The following is a 16,267-nucleotide window of genomic DNA, read 5'->3' on the forward strand; positions in this document are numbered from 1 at the left end:
CTCCGGTTGAGGCATCTCATGAACTTCCCGCCTGGCATTATCAAAAACTTTGAAATGTTCACGGATTGTTTCGGTTTCCTTTCTGAGCTATGTCACTTTCTCGGCGATGAGATCGTCTTTTCAGAACCAACCGCTGTAGAGATGCCTCATGCTGGACCCCAAATTCGTTCGCCGCGGCCTTTTCCTGGTCTTCATCATCCTCTTCCTCGACATTATCGGCATCGCCATCATCATGCCGGTGCTGCCCGCCTATCTGGAGCAGTTGACCGGCGGCAGCGTCAGCGATGCGGCGATCGACGGCGGCTGGCTGATGCTCGTCTATGCCGGCATGCAATTCCTGTTCGCGCCGCTGCTCGGAAACCTGTCCGACCGTTTCGGCCGTCGTCCGATCCTTTTGCTTTCGGTGCTGACCTTTGCGATCGACAATTTCATCTGCGGCATCGCTACCAGCTTCTGGATGCTGTTCGTCGGCCGCGTGCTTGCCGGCATCAGCGGCGGCAGCTTCGCCACCTGCTCGGCCTATATCGCCGATATCAGCACCGAGGAGAACCGGGCGAAGAATTTCGGGCTGATCGGCATTGCGTTCGGCGTCGGCTTCACCATCGGCCCCGTCGTCGGCGGCTTCCTCGGCGAATTCGGCCCGCGTGTGCCGTTCCTCGGCGCGGCCGCGCTATCGCTCATCAATTTCATCGCCGCCTGCTTCCTGCTGCCGGAAACGCTGGCGGCGAAGAACCGCCGCCGGTTCGAATGGAAACGCGCCAATCCGCTCGGCGCGTTGCGCCAGATGCGCCATTATCCCGGCATCGGCTGGGTCAGCCTCGTCATGTTCCTGTTTTTCCTGGCGCATGCCGTCTATCCCTCGGTCTGGTCGTTCGTCTCGACCTATCGTTACGGCTGGAGCGAGGGACAGATCGGCCTGTCGCTCGGCATTTATGGCATCGGCGCGGTGATCGTCATGGGGCTGGTTCTGCCGCGGATCGTGCCGGTACTCGGCGAGTGGAAGACCGCTCTTCTCGGCCTCTGCTTCTCGGCCGTCGGGCTCACCGGCTATGCCTTCGCCTGGGAGGGCTGGGTCGTCTATGTCATCATCGTTGCGACCGTCATGGAAAACGTCGCCGATCCGCCGCTGCGCAGCATCGCCGCCGGCAAGGTGCCGCCCTCGGCGCAAGGCGAGTTGCAAGGCGCGCTGACCAGCCTCAGCAGCATCACGACCATCCTTGGGCCGCTGATCTTCACGCAGATGTTCGGTTATTTCACGCGGCCCGAGGCGCCGGTCACCTTCGCCGGGGCGCCCTATTTGACCGCTGCCCTGTTCATCCTGGTGGCCGCCGGCGTGTTCCTCATGCGGGTTCGGGTCCGTGAACCGGCCGAGGCACTGGAAGCGGCAGGTTGATCGATCAGAAACGCTGATGCGATGATGAATTTTTCATCATCTGCCTCATCTGGGGTAGTTCTTTGCGGGGCTTTGCTCTAAGTCCGGATGTTATTTCGCCGCAAGCTGCGGCGACGCATATTTCAATCACAGGACTGGTGTCATGGACACGCCGATCGACGCGCGCAGACTTGCGCCGACAACCGATAATCGTTGGGGCGCACATTTCCGTGCAACGCTGGCGCTCGGCATTCCGCTGATCGGCGCGCAGCTTGCCCAGCTCGGCATCAACACCACCGACGTGATGATCGTCGGCCGGCTCGGCGCCGAGCATCTGGCGGCGATGGTGCTTGCGGCGCAGTTCCTGTTCACGATCCTGATCTTCGGCTCGGGCTTTGCCATCGCCGTCATTCCGATGGTGGCGCAGGCCTACGGCCGCGGCGACGTTGTCTCGGTGCGCCGGTCGCTGCGCATGGGTCTGTGGGTGGTGATCGGGTACTGGGTAATCATGCAGCCGGCCTTCTTCAATTCGGAGCAGGTCCTTCTCTTCGCACAGCAGAAGCCCGAGGTGGCCAAACTCGCCCACGGCTACATCATGATCGGCCAGTTCGGCGTGCTGCCGGCGCTGCTCTTCAACGTCATGCGGGCGCTGGTCAGCGCCATCGGCAAGGCGGGCATCATCCTCAACGTCACCATCGCCACGCTGGTGATGAATGCGATCTTCGCCTATATGCTCGTGCTCGGCCATTTCGGCTTTCCGGCAATGGGGCTCGAGGGCGCTGCGATCGTTTCGGTCGTCGTGCAGACGGCAGGCTTCCTCTTCATCCTGGCTTTCGTGCAGCGGCGGGAAGAGACCCGGCGCTACGAGATCTTCGTGCGGTTCTGGAAACCCGACTGGCATGCGCTGCTGGAGGTCATCCGGCTTGGTTTCCCGATCAGCGTCACCATCCTTGCCGAAGTCAGCCTGTTCACGGTGGCCTCGCTGCTGATGGGCTATATCGGCACCATCGAGCTTGCGGCTCACGGCATTGCCCTGCAATGGGCGTCGATCGCATTCATGATCCCGCTCGGCCTCAGCCAGGCGGCGACGGTGCGCGTCGGCGTCGCGCACGGGCAGGGCGACCATCAGGGGCTGGTGCGGGCTTCGATCATGGTGCTCATCCTCGCCTGCGCCATTTCGGCGGTGGGCTCGGTACTCTTTGCCACCATGCCGCAATTCCTCGGCAGCTGGTTCCTCGACGTGAACTCGCCCGAAGCGCCGGAGGTGCTTGCCTATGCCGGGCCGCTGATCGTCGTTGCCGGGCTTTTCCAGCTCGTCGACGGGCTGCAGGTGATCGCCAATGGATTGCTGCGCGGTCTCAAGGACGCGCGCGTACCGATGATCATGGCGTTGATCGCTTACTGGCCGATCGGCTTCTTCCTGGCCTGGGCCTTTGCCTTCCCGCTGGGTTTCGGCGGTATCGGCATCTGGTTCGGCTTCCTCGTCGGGCTGGCAGCCGCCGCCGTCATGCTCTGTGCGCGCTTCTACCTTCTCCTTCGCCGGGAGGCGGAGCTGGCCCACGCCTGAGCCGTCCGCCTCTGCCGTCAGGCCGCGACGGGCTTGTAACTGGCGATATCGGCGCGAATGCCGAGACGTGCAAACATTTCCTGCGGATCGAAATGGGCGACCCTATGGGCCGCTGCAACGGCCGCCCCCGCGCGCTCGACGACCTCCGTATTTTCCCATTCGGCGATCGTGACGAAATTGAATTCGCCTGGGCCGGCGACCTGTTTCAGCACCCTGTGATCGATGAAACCGTCCTGCGCCTCCAACAGCTTGTGGGTCATCATCACTTTGACGAGAAATTCCTCTCGCGCCGCTGCCGGCACGACGAACTTGTCTATCCTGTAGAAAGCTCCGCTCATCCAGTTTTCTCCTGCATCAGATGTTTGCAGGCAGATCTGTAATTCCTCAACTTAAGCTGAGGTCAAGGGGCGGATAAAGAAAAAGGCCCGCCTGGGCGAGCCTTCATCGGAAATCGCTGTGGCTTGAAATCAGCGTTCGGCGAGTGCCGATTCGCCCTTCTTTTCGCGCACCATGTTGATGAAGCGGCGGAAGAGATAGTGGCTGTCCTGCGGGCCGGGAGAAGCTTCCGGATGATGCTGGACGGAAAAGACCTGCTTGCCGAGCACGCGCAGGCCGCAATTGGTGCCGTCAAAAAGCGAAATGTGAGTCTCTTCAACGCCATCAGGCAGCGACTTCGAGTCGACCGCGAAGCCATGGTTCATCGAGACGATCTCGACCTTGCCCGTCGTGTGGTCCTTGACGGGGTGGTTGGCGCCGTGATGGCCCTGATGCATCTTCTCGGTCTTTGCGCCGAGTGCGAGACCCAGCATCTGGTGGCCGAGGCAGATGCCGAAAACCGGGATGTCGGTCTTGATCAGCGTCTTGATGACAGGCACGGCATATTCGCCGGTTGCCGCCGGATCGCCCGGGCCGTTCGACAGGAAGATGCCGTCCGGCTGCATGGCGAGGACGTCTTCGGCGCTCGTTGTGGCCGGCATGACGGTCACCTTGCAGTCGAGGCCGGCAAACAGGCGCAGGATGTTGCGCTTGACGCCGTAATCGAGGCAGACGACGTGGAATTTGGCGTCCGCAGCCTTGAGTTCACCGTAACCTTCGTTCCAGACCCACGGCGTTTCGGTCCACTGCGAGGACTGGCCCGACGAGGCGATCTTGGCAAGGTCGAGACCTTCGAGGCCGCTCCAGGCTTTGGCTTCGGCCTTCAGCGTCTCGATGTCGAAGACGCCGTTAGGATCGTGGGCGATCACCGCGTTCGGGGCGCCGTTCTCGCGGATCCAGGCTGTCAGCGCGCGCGTGTCGATGCCGCAGAGGCCGATGACGCCGCGTGCCTTCAGCCATTGGTCGAGGTGCTTGGCGGCGCGGTAGTTCGAAGGGTCGGTGATGTCGGCCTTGAAGATGACGCCGACGGCGCCGTGCCGGGCGGCCGGCGTCAGATCCTCGATGTCTTCCTCGTTGGTGCCGATATTGCCGATATGCGGGAAGGTGAAGGTGACGATCTGGCCGAGATAGGAGGGGTCCGTCAGGATCTCCTCATAGCCGGTCAGCGCCGTGTTGAAGACCACTTCGGCCGGCACTTTGCCGGTGGCGCCGATGCCCTTGCCTTCGATGACCGTGCCGTCGGCAAGAACGAGCAGGGCGGTCGGCTTTTCGATTGTCCAGGGTGCTGTCGCGGTCATCTTCATCCCGTTTCCGGCAGGTGGGCGCGTTGCCGCGCTCGTCGCCATTTGATCTCGCAGGCGTGTGGACACGGCAATGCCGCGCGCTTCAGGCCTGATCACGAATTTTGGTGCAGGTGGCGGTAAATAGCCACGCAATCGCTTAGCGTCAATCTTTGTAGCCGAGATTGCCGCCGTTTTCCTGCGCTTTATCTCCCTGATCGCGCAATTTATTTGATCCGCCGCATCAGCGTGGTTTATGAAGCGGCATCAAAACAGGAGTGAAGACCATGCTGCGCGATCAACTCGCCACCCAGCTGAAAGAGGCGATGAAGGCCAAGAATGCGGAGCGGCTTTCCACCGTCCGGCTGATTCAGGCCGCGGTCAAGGACCGCGATATCGCCAATCGCGGCACCGGCAAGGAGCAGGCGAGCGACGACGAGATCCTGCAGATTCTCGCCAAGATGGTGAAGCAGCGCGACGAATCGGCAAAGATCTACGAGGAGAATTCCCGGCCGGAGCTTGCCGCCAAGGAGCGCGCCGAAATCACCGTCATTCAGGATTTCATGCCGAAGCAGCTTTCCGACAGTGAAGTGCGCGCCAACGTCTCGGCGATCATCGCCGAGACGGGTGCCGCGGGCGCCAAGGATATGGGCAAGGTGATGGCAGCGCTGAAGGAGCGTTATGCCGGCCAGATGGATTTCGCCAAGGCCTCGGCGACCGTCAAGGAATTGTTGAACGGATAAGTTTCAGATAACGCGTCGTGCCTGCGGCTCGTCACGGACCGCAGGCCCGAGCACCGCTTCGGCGGCGGCATCGACGATGGCGAATTTCGCCGCCTGATAATTCCAATATTCGCGGATGAAGTGGCCCGACAGCCAGAAGTCGCCCTTGCGGGAGAGTTCTGTCCAGCCGACGCTTTCCATGGTCGCCGCCTGCGTCAGTAGCCGCTTCAGATGGGTGTTGGAGATCATGAACTGTTCGCGCAGTTCCCTGAGCGACAGAGGGCCGAGAACGACGCGGTCGGCCGTCCGGGGAAATTCCGGAAGGCGCGAGATCAGGTAGTCCATCACCAGTCCGCCGGAATTTGCCCAGTTGAAGAGGTTGAAGGTCGGGCCTGGATTGCGCACCGCTTCACTCCCGATGATCGCCTTGGCGATCAGCGGCTGGATCGCTGCCATCATCGCCGAGGGATCGGCAGTGATCTTGTCGGCGCGCTCACCGCCGTCGAGGCTATCGAGGATCATCATATGGGTGACGAGCCAACGGGTGAAATGCTGCTCGGCGATTTCGGTCGGCTCCAGGTAGCGTGTGCGCTTGTCGGGGCCGGGAACCGGTCGCAGGAAGCGATAGGCCAGCATTTCCTGCATGAAGGCTGCGGCCGTGTTGCGGCTGGCGATATCGTTCTTGACCGCGAAATCGATGAAGCGGCCGGAATAGAGGCCGCTCTTGCCGCCGTCGGGATGACCGTAGTGAAGGGCGAAACCGGCATGGGCCATCAGCCAGCGCTGCTGCGCGGCGAAGATCGAGGCGATGCGCGGGCTCTCGCGATAGATGGCGAGCATCTGATCGGCGCACTGCAGGATCGCAGCGAAAAATCGATCGTCTGCTGCAAGATTTTCCGCGGTAAAAGCCATTGGAGAGGTCCAGGAGTTCGGCGCATACATCTTTCATGCCAGCACCGCCTGTCAACGGTTTTGTCAATAAGCGGTTAATTTCAAAGGGAGAGTTGTCGCAAGGCGAGCCAAAATTTAAGAAGGCAGGAGCTGGGGGCGCTCCTGCCTTCTTGCTCTTTGCTTCCGCCGGCAACGCAGGACCGAGGCCCAAACCGGAGGGTATTTGCAAAGGCACCCTTGCGAAGCGGCGCCGGGGGTAGGGATGGTGCTTCGCTCGGGGATCGCTTTGTTGAGATCGAACCTATTGCGGGCTGGCTGCTTATTCAAATTACAAAAAAATAATGATTGGCGAAAACGGCGGTTTGGGGGGCATCAAAGCGGAGGCCGGGCAGTAGGCTGTAAGACGGGGGTGTCCGAGCGGCGGAATTGATATGTCACTGTTTTTAAAGGATTTAATATGGGAATTCGGCAGGCTTTGGCTCTTTGTGGAGCACTCACGACGGTGCCGTTCCCGATCTGCGAGGACAATAATGTCGCACCCCTGTCGCAGGGGCGATAACGTGTTGTTGATTGGAAAACCGACATCGCAAGCAACCGGTGCACTTGCCTGTGAATAGCGGGTTTTCATGACAAGTTTCGTGGCATGGAGCGGCAAAGCAGCTTATATGGAGCTTGGCCAAGAGGTATAGATGCGCTTTTCCAACACCTTTCTCGATGAGATCCGCGACCGCGTTCCGATTTCGAACGTGATTGCGCGCCGCGTCAGCTGGGACAAGCGCAAGACCAACGTATCGCGCGGCGATTATTGGGCCTGCTGCCCGTTCCACGGCGAGAAATCGCCGAGCTTCCACTGCGAGGACCGAAAGGGCCGCTATCACTGCTTCGGCTGTGGGGTCACCGGCGACCATTTCCGCTTCCTGACCGAACTCGAGGGCCTGAGTTTTCCCGAGGCGGTGCAGCAGATCGCCGATATGGCCGGCATGCCGATGCCGCTGGCCGATCCTGTGATGGAGAAGCGTGAGAAGGAGCGCGGTTCGCTGATCGACGTCATGGAAATGGCGACGCAATTTTTCCAGGACCAGTTGCAGACGGCGAATGGGGCGAGGGCACGGGCCTATCTGCGCGACCGCGGGCTGACGGGACGCACCATCGAGACCTTCCGTCTCGGCTATGCGCCCGACAGCCGCAATGCGCTGAAGGAATTTCTTGCCGGCAAGGGCGTGCTCAAGGAGCAGATCGAGGCCTGTGGCCTGGTCGTCCATGAAAACGTGCCGGTTTCCTACGATCGCTTCCGCGACCGCATTATGTTCCCGATCCTTTCGTCGCGAGAGAAGGTCATCGCTTTCGGCGGCCGTGCCATGTCTGCGGATGCGCCGGCGAAATATCTGAACTCGAACGAGACGGAGCTCTTCCACAAGGGCAATGTTCTTTATAATTTCGCCCGTGCGCGGCGCGCGATCCAGGGACCGGGCCGCGGCGACCCTCAGGATGACAATGCGACAGGCACCATCATCGCCGTCGAAGGTTATATGGACGTGATCGCGCTCTATCAGGCCGGCGTGGAGAGTGCCGTTGCGCCGCTTGGCACGGCGCTTACCGAAAACCAGCTCGAACTGCTCTGGAAGATGGTACCGCAACCGGTGCTCTGCTTCGACGGCGACGGGGCCGGTATCCGCGCCGCCAATCGCGCCGCCGAACTGGCGCTGCCGCATCTGAAGCCCGGCCGTTCCGTCCGCTTCGCGCTTCTGCCCGACGGCAAGGACCCCGACGATCTGGTGCGCGACGAGGGCCGCGCGCCCTTCGACAAGGTGATGAGCCAGGCAAAGCCGCTTTCCGAGATGCTGTGGAGCCGGGAGATCAATACCGGCAAGTTCGATACGCCCGAGGCGCGCGCCGAACTCGAGGCGCGGCTGAAACAGCTCGTCGCCGTCATCGCCGACGAGAATGTGCGCCGCCACTACCAGCAGGATATTCGCGACCGGCTGAACGCCTTCTTCCAGCCGCAGTTCCAGAACCGCAACAATGGCGAGCGCCGCGGCGGCTTCGCGGGCAATGGCAATTACCGCCCGGGCCGCGACAATGCCGGCAAGGCGGGGCCGAAAAGCCCCAGCATCATTTCCGACCGGCTCGCCCGCTCGGGCCCCGTGCGCGGCCACCGGGACAATACGGCGTTGCGCGAAAGCGTGTTGGCGCTGACCGTCATCAATCATCCTTCGCTGATGATCGACGATTATGACGAAATCGCCGCGATCGACTATGACAGCCGCGAGCTGCAGCGGCTCTGGTCGGCGATGCTCGGGGCTGCCGCTGCCGTCGCCGGCCCGCATCTGACACGCGAATATCTGACCGAACGGCTGGAATTCGAGGGTTTCGGTCCGCTCATCAAGAGCCTCGATCAGCAGGTGCGCAATGCCCGGCTCTGGACGGCGACCGAGGAGGCGGCGATGGAGGATGCGCGCGAAGGCTATCGCCAGGCGCTGGCCTTCCACAAGCGGGCGAAGGCGCTGCGCCGGCAGAAGATCGAACTCGAGCGAGAGATCGCGCTGGCGACCGAAGCCGGCGACGGCGAGGCGATCGTTCAACTGATGCGCGCGCAGCAGGAAGTGCATTTCGAAGGGGTGCGCCTTGAGAACCAGGAGGCGATCATCGATGGCTTCGGGGTGCTTTCCGGCCGCGTTAAAGGGGCGGCGAACCACTGATGTCGCTGACCGAACGCAATGAACCGGGCTTTTCCGCTTCCGGCGCGCTGTTTTCTTCCGGCCGCTCGCCACTCGCTATCCTCAAGCAGGTCTATGGCTATTCCTCCTTCCGCGGCAAGCAGCAGCAGGTGGTCGAACATGTGGTTTCCGGCGGCGACGCCGTCGTGCTCTTTCCCACAGGTGCCGGCAAATCGCTGTGTTTTCAGATCCCGGCGCTTTGCCGCGATGGCGTCGGCATCGTCGTTTCGCCGCTGATTGCGCTGATGCGCGATCAGGTGGAGGCGATGAAGCAGCTCGGCATCCGTGCCGCAGCGCTCAATTCGTCGCTGTCGCGCGAGGAATTCGTCGAGGTTCGTCGCGCGCTCTCGGCAGGCCAGCTCGACCTTCTCTACGTGACGCCCGAGCGCATTCTGACCGACGGGTTCCGCGAGCTGATCGCCAACGAGAAGATCGCGCTCTTTGCCATCGACGAGGCCCACTGCGTCTCGCAATGGGGCCATGATTTCCGGCCGGAATATCGTGCCCTCGGCCGGCTCGGCGAACAATATCCCGGCGTGCCGCGCGTGGCGCTGACGGCGACGGCCGATCCGCATACGCGCGACGACATCATCGAGCGGTTGGGGCTCGATGCCGCGGAGATCTTCACCACCAGTTTCGACCGGCCGAACATTGCCTACGAGATCGTCGAGCGTGACCAGCCGCGCCAGCAGCTCTTGCGGTTCCTCTCCGGCCATAAGGGCGACAGCGGCATCGTCTATTGCCTGTCGCGCGCCAAGGTCGAGGATACGGCCGACTGGCTGAACGGGCAGGGCATCCGCGCGCTCGCCTATCATGCCGGCATGGACAGGGCGGTTCGCGACGCCAATCAGGATGCCTTCCTGAAAGAAGAGAATCTTTGCCTGGTCGCCACCGTCGCCTTCGGCATGGGCATCGATAAGCCGAATGTGCGGTATGTCGCCCATCTCGACCTGCCGGGCTCGGTGGAAGCCTATTATCAGGAGACCGGGCGCGCCGGGCGCGACGGCCTGCCGTCGGACGTCTGGATGGCCTATGGCATGGCCGACGTCATCCAGCGCGGCCGGATGATCGACGAGGGCAGTGCCGCCGCCGAGATCAAGCGGGTCGAACGCGCCAAACTCAACGCATTGCTGGCCATCTGCGAGACGGCTTCCTGCCGGCGCCAGGCGATCCTTGCCCATTTCGGCGAAGCGCATGCCGGCCATTGCGGCAATTGCGACACCTGCCTGAAGCCGGTCGAAACCTGGGAGGGCACGGAGGCGGCGATCAAGGCGCTGGCCGCCATCTATCGCACCGGCGAGCGTTTCGGCGCCGGCCATGTCGTCGACGTGCTCCTCGGCAACGTCAACGAAAAGACCGAGCGTTTCGGTCACGCCGAGATGCCGGTCTTCGGTGCCGGCAAGGATATTCCGGCGCGTGTCTGGCAATCCGTGTTCCGTCAGCTGCTTGCCATGGGTCTGATCCGCGTCGATCACGAAGCTTTCGGCGCGCTGAAGCTGGAGCCGGAGGCGCGGGCCGTCTTCAAGCACGAGCGGCAGGTGTTCTTTCGCAAGGACCGCCCGGCCTCGGAGCGGCGTACGAAGAAGGCGGAGCGCGGCGAGCGCAAATCCGGCTTGTCAGGCGCCGATGGCGCTCTCTTCGAGGCGCTGCGGGCCGAGCGCATGGCGATCGCGAAATCGCTCGGCGTGCCGCCCTATGTCGTCTTTCCCGATACGACACTCATCGCCTTCGCCACGGAGAAGCCGCGAAGCCGCAAGGAATTGCTCGCCATATCGGGCGTCGGGCAGGCGAAGCTCGAACGCTACGGCGATGCCTTCCTCGAGATCATTCTCTCGCACGACAAGGGCTGAAGGCTCACGGCTGATCTCGGTCCAGCGCTGAAGAAGACAAGCCGGCGGCGATATGCTAACCCGGCTGGCACGGAAATCTTCACGAAGGGCCGCCCCATGACCTCGCAATTTCTCTCCCATCTCCGCAACGAGATTTCGGTGCTGAAGGATGCCGGCCTCTATAAATCCGAGCGGGTCATCACTTCCAAGCAGGCGGGCGAGATCGGCATTTCCACCGGCGAGCGGGTGCTGAATTTCTGCGCCAACAACTATCTCGGCCTTGCCGACAACGAGGAACTGGCCGAGGCCGGCAAGCAGGCGCTCGACCGCTACGGTTATGGCATGGCTTCGGTGCGCTTCATCTGCGGCACGCAGGAGGAGCATAAGCAACTCGAGGCGCGCATCTCCGCCTTCCTCGGCATGGAAGACACGATCCTCTATTCCTCCTGCTTCGATGCCAATGGCGGCCTGTTCGAAACGCTGCTGTCCGAAGAGGACGCGATCATCTCGGACGCGCTGAACCACGCCTCGATCATCGACGGCGTCAGGCTTTCGAAGGCCAAGCGTTTCCGCTACGCCAACAACGACATGGCAGCACTCGAAGAGGAATTGAAAAAGGCCGAAGGCAGCCGCTTCAAGCTGGTCGCCACCGACGGCGTCTTCTCGATGGATGGCATCATCGCCAATCTCGGCGGTGTCTGCGATCTCGCCGAAAAATACGGCGCGATGGTCATGGTCGATGACAGCCACGCCGTCGGCTTCGTCGGCAAGAACGGCCGCGGTTCGGCCGAACATTGCGGTGTCGAGGGCCGGATCGACATCATCACCGGCACGCTTGGCAAAGCGCTCGGCGGCGCCTCGGGCGGTTACACTTCGGCCAAGGCTGAAGTCGTCGAATGGCTGCGGCAGCGCTCGCGGCCCTATCTGTTCTCGAACACGCTGGCGCCTGTCATCGCTGCGGCCTCGCTCAAGGTGTTCGATCTCATCGAAAACGGCGATGCCTTGCGCAAGCGCCTTTCCGACAATGCGGATCTCTTCCGCACAGAGATGACCAAGCTCGGTTTCACGCTTGCCGGCGAAGGCCATCCGATCATCCCCGTCATGCTGGGTGACGCCAAGCTCGCCCAGGACATGGCGGGCCTGATGCTGAAGAAGGGGATCTATGTGATCGGCTTCTCCTTCCCCGTGGTGCCGAAAGGCCAGGCCCGCATTCGCACGCAGATGTCGGCGGCGCATTCGCGGGCGGATGTGGAGCGGGCGATCGCGGCTTTTGCCGAGGCAGGGCGGGAATTGGGTGTGATTTGAGAATAGGCGATGCTGCCCCTCACCCTAACCCTCTCCCCGCTCGCGGGGAGAGGGGACGTGCCCAACGGACCGCTTGAGAATGCGGAAACGGTGCGGCATATCCCTTCGCCCCGCTTGCGGGGAGAAGGGGCCGGCAGGCGGATGAGGGGCTGCGACAGATACGGGGCCAAGGAATACAGATATGTCGAACATGATGAAGGCACTGGTCAAAGCGAAACCGGAAGTCGGGCTCTGGATGGAGAATGTGCCGGTGCCCGAGGTCGGGCCGAACGATGTGCTGATCCGGGTGAAGAAATCGGCGATCTGCGGCACCGACGTCCATATCTGGAACTGGGACCAGTGGGCGCAGAAGACCATTCCGGTGCCGATGGTGGTCGGCCATGAATTTTCCGGCGAGATCGCCGAGATCGGTTCGGCGGTCACCCGCTATCATGTCGGCGAGCGCGTCTCCGGCGAGGGGCATATCGTCTGCGGCAAGTGCCGCAACTGCCGGGCGGGCAGGGGGCACCTCTGCCGCAACACGCTTGGCGTCGGCGTCAACCGCCCGGGTTCCTTCGGCGAATTCGTCTGCATCCCCGAAAGCAATGTCGTGCCGATCCCGGACGATATATCAGACGAGATCGCGGCAATCTTCGACCCGTTCGGCAATGCCGTGCATACCGCACTCTCCTTCGATCTTGTCGGCGAGGACGTGCTCGTCACCGGCGCCGGCCCGATCGGCATCATGGGCGCGCTCGTCGCCAAGCGATCCGGCGCCCGCAAGGTCGTCATCACCGATATCAATCCGCACCGGCTGGATCTCGCCCGCAAACTCGGCATTGACCACGTCGTCGATGCTTCCAAGGAAAACCTCGCCGATGTGATGAAGGCGATCGGCATGACGGAGGGTTTCGACGTCGGGCTTGAAATGTCGGGAGCGGCCCCCGCCTTCCGCGACATGATCGACAAGATGAACAATGGCGGCAAGATCGCCATTCTCGGCATCGCGCCTGCTGGTTTCGAGATCGACTGGAACAAGGTGATCTTCAAGATGCTCAATCTCAAGGGCATCTATGGCCGCGAGATGTTCGAGACCTGGTACAAGATGATCGCCTTCGTCCAGGGCGGCCTCGACCTTGCGCCCATCATCACCCATCGGATCGGCATCGACGATTTCCGCGATGGCTTCGAGGCGATGCGGTCGGGCAACTCCGGCAAGGTCGTCATGGATTGGATGTGAGGAGGACGACATGATTTATGAAGGAAGCTGCCATTGCGGCAACGTTGCTTTCGAGGTCGAAGGCGAATTCACCGAGGCGCTGGATTGCAACTGCTCGCTCTGCCGCAGGCGGGGCGGGCTTCTCGCCTTCGTGCCGCGTGACAAGCTGGTGCTGAAGACGCCCGAGGCCAATCTCTCGACCTATACTTTCAACAGCCATGTCATCCGGCATCACTTCTGCGCCAATTGCGGCATCGCGCCGTTTGGTGAAGCCGTGACCCCGGATGGCGCGGCGATGGCCTCGATCAATCTGCGCTGCATTCCCGCGGTCGATCTCGGGGCGCTGACGGTGAAGGCCTATGACGGCGCGGCGCGTTAGATTCTTCAGGCTGAAGGCGCATATATCATCGGTACAACTGCAAAAATGGTGGAAATAACGGGTATGGCGGGCAAAATATTTGCTGCCCTTGTCTTTTGTTCGCCGCATCTTAAATAAGGCTTCGCAATCGCTGCCGCGGTTCAAAGCCTGTGGATAAGGCTTTTTCCGATATTTCGTGAGCTTTTTTTCTGGAAAAGCTTGACGAGAACAAAAAATGTGGGAATCACCGTTCGACTTGTTGAAACGGTGAACTGGGTCAAGGCGGATCGCGCAACCATGGCCGGAAATCCAAAAGCAAGAAAGCTTTGCTGTCCGGTGCCGGCGATCGTGGTTAATCAGGCTTTAAATGTCATCCCGTTAGGTGGGCAAAGGTGATTCGAGGGCGGCGCGAGCGACGCGTCAGGCCCTGAGACGGCCCATTCACCGTAGCGAGATTGGATAGCGTCAGGAAGGCGACGATATAAATGGCAACCAAGGTCAAAGAGAACGAAGACGCGGAAGTCGAACGCGACGGCGCAAGCGACGGCCCTCTTCTCGATCTTTCCGACGACGCGGTCAAGAAGATGATCAAGGCCGCCAAGAAGCGCGGCTATGTGACGATGGACGAGCTCAACGCTGTCCTGCCGTCCGAAGAAGTGACGTCCGAGCAGATCGAAGACACGATGTCGATGCTGTCGGATATGGGCATCAACGTCATCGAGGACGAAGAAGCCGAGGAAGCCGGTGCTTCCGGCGGCGGCGATGACGACGACGCCGGCGGTGACGAGGACAGCGAAGGCGGCGAGCTCGCACCTTCGAGCGGCACGGCGCTTGCGACCGCCAAGAAGAAAGAACCGACAGACCGGACAGACGATCCTGTTCGTATGTACCTGCGCGAGATGGGCTCGGTGGAGCTTCTCTCCCGCGAGGGCGAAATCGCGATCGCCAAGCGCATCGAGGCCGGCCGCGAAACGATGATCGCAGGCCTCTGCGAGAGCCCGCTGACCTTCCAGGCGCTGATCATCTGGCGTGACGAACTCAACGAAGGCACGACGCTGCTGCGCGAGATCATCGATCTCGAAACGACCTATTCAGGTCCTGAAGCCAAGGCTGCGCCGCAGTTCCAGAGCCCGGAGAAGATCGAGGCCGACCGCAAGCTCGCCGAGGAAAAGGAAAAGACCCGCCGCGCCCGCTCCGGCGACGACGACATTACCGATGTCGGCGGCGAAGGCCTGCCTCCCGAAGAGGAGGAAGAGGACGAGGACGAATCCAACCTTTCGCTGGCGGCGATGGAAGCAGAGCTTCGTCCGCAGGTGATGGAGACGCTGGATACGATCGCCGAGACCTACAAGAAGCTGCGCAAGCTGCAGGACCAGCAGGTCGAGCAGCGGCTGTCGGCTTCCGGCACGCTGTCTACCGCCCAGGAGCGCCGCTACAAGGAACTCAAGGATGAGCTCATCAAGGCCGTCAAGTCTCTGTCCCTGAACCAGAACCGCATCGATGCTCTGGTCGAGCAGCTCTACGACATCAACAAGCGCCTCGTTTCCAACGAAGGCCGCCTGCTGCGTCTGGCCGAATCCTATGGCGTCAAGCGCGACTCCTTCCTGGAGCAGTACCAGGGCGCCGAGCTCGACCCGAACTGGATGAAGTCGATCGGCAATCTGGCTGCTCGCGGCTGGAAGGAATTCGCCAGGGGCGAAAACACGACGATCCGCGACATCCGCCAGGAAATCCAGAATCTGGCGACCGAGACCGGGATCTCGATCTCGGAATTCCGCCGCATCGTGCATATGGTGCAGAAGGGCGAGCGCGAAGCGCGCATCGCCAAGAAGGAAATGGTCGAAGCAAACCTTCGCCTCGTCATCTCCATCGCCAAGAAGTACACGAACCGCGGCCTGCAGTTCCTCGACCTCATTCAGGAAGGCAATATCGGCCTGATGAAGGCGGTCGACAAGTTCGAATACCGCCGCGGCTACAAGTTCTCGACCTATGCGACATGGTGGATCCGTCAGGCGATCACCCGTTCGATCGCCGACCAGGCCCGCACGATCCGCATTCCGGTGCACATGATCGAGACGATCAACAAGATCGTCCGCACGTCGCGCCAGATGCTGCACGAGATCGGCCGCGAGCCGACGCCGGAAGAACTGGCCGAAAAGCTTGCGATGCCGCTCGAAAAGGTCCGCAAGGTCCTGAAGATCGCCAAGGAGCCGATCTCGCTCGAAACCCCGGTGGGCGACGAAGAAGATTCGCATCTCGGCGATTTCATCGAGGACAAGAACGCGCTGCTGCCGATCGACGCCGCCATCCAGGCGAACCTGCGCGAAACGACGACCCGCGTTTTGGCCTCGCTGACGCCGCGCGAGGAACGCGTCCTGCGCATGCGCTTCGGCATCGGCATGAACACCGACCACACGCTCGAAGAAGTCGGCCAGCAGTTCTCGGTCACCCGAGAACGTATCCGCCAGATCGAGGCTAAGGCGCTGCGCAAGCTGAAGCATCCGAGCCGCTCCAGAAAGCTGCGCTCGTTCCTCGACAGCTGAGCGACGACAAGATCTCTACGATTGCGAAAGCCGGGCTTCATGTCCGGCTTTTTGCTTTCCGTCTTTGTGTCATCCAGTCGTTATCTCGCAACCGGTGTTTCGGTCCCACA

At 61.7% G+C, this 16,267-nt stretch carries 12 protein-coding genes; 9 read left to right on the forward strand and 3 right to left on the reverse strand.

What is annotated here, in order from left to right:
* Positions 1 to 148 precede the first annotated feature (148 nt).
* Positions 149 to 1,393 (forward strand): TCR/Tet family MFS transporter, encoded by a 1,245-nt coding sequence (locus tag FHX10_RS02135; RefSeq protein ID WP_063474554.1) that lies wholly within the window; start codon positions 149 to 151, stop codon positions 1,391 to 1,393.
* 142 nt (positions 1,394 to 1,535) lie between these two features.
* On the forward strand, positions 1,536 to 2,939 hold the full coding sequence (locus FHX10_RS02140) for an MATE family efflux transporter (RefSeq protein ID WP_047611097.1): 1,404 nt from the start codon (positions 1,536 to 1,538) through the stop codon (positions 2,937 to 2,939).
* 17 nt (positions 2,940 to 2,956) lie between these two features.
* Here the strand turns inward: FHX10_RS02140 and FHX10_RS02145 are convergent, their stop codons facing one another.
* Both FHX10_RS02145 and carA read right to left on the reverse strand, forming a co-directional pair.
* Positions 2,957 to 3,277: an antibiotic biosynthesis monooxygenase family protein gene (locus tag FHX10_RS02145; RefSeq protein ID WP_184389055.1), complete on the reverse strand. Its 321-nt coding sequence runs from the start codon at positions 3,275 to 3,277 to the stop codon at positions 2,957 to 2,959.
* Positions 3,278 to 3,406: 129 nt separating this feature from the next.
* The gene (carA, locus tag FHX10_RS02150; RefSeq protein WP_063474696.1) at positions 3,407 to 4,612 is read right to left on the reverse strand and encodes a glutamine-hydrolyzing carbamoyl-phosphate synthase small subunit; all 1,206 of its coding nucleotides are present in this window, start codon (positions 4,610 to 4,612) and stop codon (positions 3,407 to 3,409) included.
* Between the two features lie 269 nt (positions 4,613 to 4,881).
* Between carA and FHX10_RS02155 the strand changes: the two genes are divergently transcribed.
* Positions 4,882 to 5,337, forward strand: a complete 456-nt coding sequence (locus FHX10_RS02155; RefSeq protein ID WP_028758328.1) for a GatB/YqeY domain-containing protein — start codon at positions 4,882 to 4,884, stop codon at positions 5,335 to 5,337.
* Between the two features lie 3 nt (positions 5,338 to 5,340).
* On the opposite strand, the gene FHX10_RS02160 is transcribed toward FHX10_RS02155, so the two are convergent.
* Complete coding sequence (locus tag FHX10_RS02160) at positions 5,341 to 6,228, reverse strand: hypothetical protein (RefSeq protein ID WP_063474556.1); 888 nt, start codon at positions 6,226 to 6,228, stop codon at positions 5,341 to 5,343.
* Positions 6,229 to 6,896: 668 nt separating this feature from the next.
* Between FHX10_RS02160 and dnaG the strand changes: the two genes are divergently transcribed.
* The 6 genes from dnaG to rpoD all read left to right on the forward strand — a co-directional run bounded on the left by dnaG (position 6,897) and on the right by rpoD (position 16,157).
* Complete coding sequence (gene dnaG / locus FHX10_RS02165) at positions 6,897 to 8,906, forward strand: DNA primase (RefSeq protein WP_063474557.1); 2,010 nt, start codon at positions 6,897 to 6,899, stop codon at positions 8,904 to 8,906.
* On the forward strand, positions 8,906 to 10,774 hold the full coding sequence (gene recQ, locus FHX10_RS02170; RefSeq protein WP_047611089.1) for a DNA helicase RecQ: 1,869 nt from the start codon (positions 8,906 to 8,908) through the stop codon (positions 10,772 to 10,774). The genes dnaG and recQ overlap by 1 nt, the downstream gene beginning before the upstream one ends.
* Before the next feature lie 96 nt (positions 10,775 to 10,870).
* A complete protein-coding gene (locus FHX10_RS02175; protein ID WP_028758332.1) occupies positions 10,871 to 12,058 on the forward strand; it encodes a glycine C-acetyltransferase in 1,188 nt (395 codons plus the stop codon).
* Positions 12,059 to 12,239: 181 nt separating this feature from the next.
* The gene (tdh, locus tag FHX10_RS02180; RefSeq protein ID WP_028758333.1) at positions 12,240 to 13,277 is read left to right on the forward strand and encodes an L-threonine 3-dehydrogenase; all 1,038 of its coding nucleotides are present in this window, start codon (positions 12,240 to 12,242) and stop codon (positions 13,275 to 13,277) included.
* 10 nt (positions 13,278 to 13,287) lie between these two features.
* Complete coding sequence (locus FHX10_RS02185; RefSeq protein ID WP_063474559.1) at positions 13,288 to 13,635, forward strand: GFA family protein; 348 nt, start codon at positions 13,288 to 13,290, stop codon at positions 13,633 to 13,635.
* A 464-nt stretch (positions 13,636 to 14,099) separates the two neighbouring features.
* Complete coding sequence (gene rpoD, locus FHX10_RS02190) at positions 14,100 to 16,157, forward strand: RNA polymerase sigma factor RpoD (protein ID WP_047611085.1); 2,058 nt, start codon at positions 14,100 to 14,102, stop codon at positions 16,155 to 16,157.
* Positions 16,158 to 16,267: the final 110 nt, after the last annotated feature.

The sequence above is a fragment of the Rhizobium sp. BK591 genome, from assembly GCF_014195045.1.
Taxonomy (GTDB): domain Bacteria; phylum Pseudomonadota; class Alphaproteobacteria; order Rhizobiales; family Rhizobiaceae; genus Rhizobium; species Rhizobium anhuiense.

Bases quoted from the DNA above. Each gene is read 5' to 3' on its own strand.
- carA (WP_063474696.1), bottom strand. From the start codon at position 4,612: ATGACCGCGACAGCACCCTGGACAATCGAAAAGCCGACCGCCCTGCTC.
- FHX10_RS02185 (WP_063474559.1), top strand. From the start codon at position 13,288: ATGATTTATGAAGGAAGCTGCCATTGCGGCAACGTTGCTTTCGAGGTC.
- FHX10_RS02175 (WP_028758332.1), top strand. From the start codon at position 10,871: ATGACCTCGCAATTTCTCTCCCATCTCCGCAACGAGATTTCGGTGCTG.
- dnaG (WP_063474557.1), top strand. From the start codon at position 6,897: ATGCGCTTTTCCAACACCTTTCTCGATGAGATCCGCGACCGCGTTCCG.
- FHX10_RS02140 (WP_047611097.1), top strand. From the start codon at position 1,536: ATGGACACGCCGATCGACGCGCGCAGACTTGCGCCGACAACCGATAAT.
- recQ (WP_047611089.1), top strand. From the start codon at position 8,906: ATGTCGCTGACCGAACGCAATGAACCGGGCTTTTCCGCTTCCGGCGCG.
- rpoD (WP_047611085.1), top strand. From the start codon at position 14,100: ATGGCAACCAAGGTCAAAGAGAACGAAGACGCGGAAGTCGAACGCGAC.
- FHX10_RS02135 (WP_063474554.1), top strand. From the start codon at position 149: ATGCTGGACCCCAAATTCGTTCGCCGCGGCCTTTTCCTGGTCTTCATC.
- FHX10_RS02155 (WP_028758328.1), top strand. From the start codon at position 4,882: ATGCTGCGCGATCAACTCGCCACCCAGCTGAAAGAGGCGATGAAGGCC.
- tdh (WP_028758333.1), top strand. From the start codon at position 12,240: ATGTCGAACATGATGAAGGCACTGGTCAAAGCGAAACCGGAAGTCGGG.
- FHX10_RS02145 (WP_184389055.1), bottom strand. From the start codon at position 3,277: ATGAGCGGAGCTTTCTACAGGATAGACAAGTTCGTCGTGCCGGCAGCG.
- FHX10_RS02160 (WP_063474556.1), bottom strand. From the start codon at position 6,228: ATGGCTTTTACCGCGGAAAATCTTGCAGCAGACGATCGATTTTTCGCT.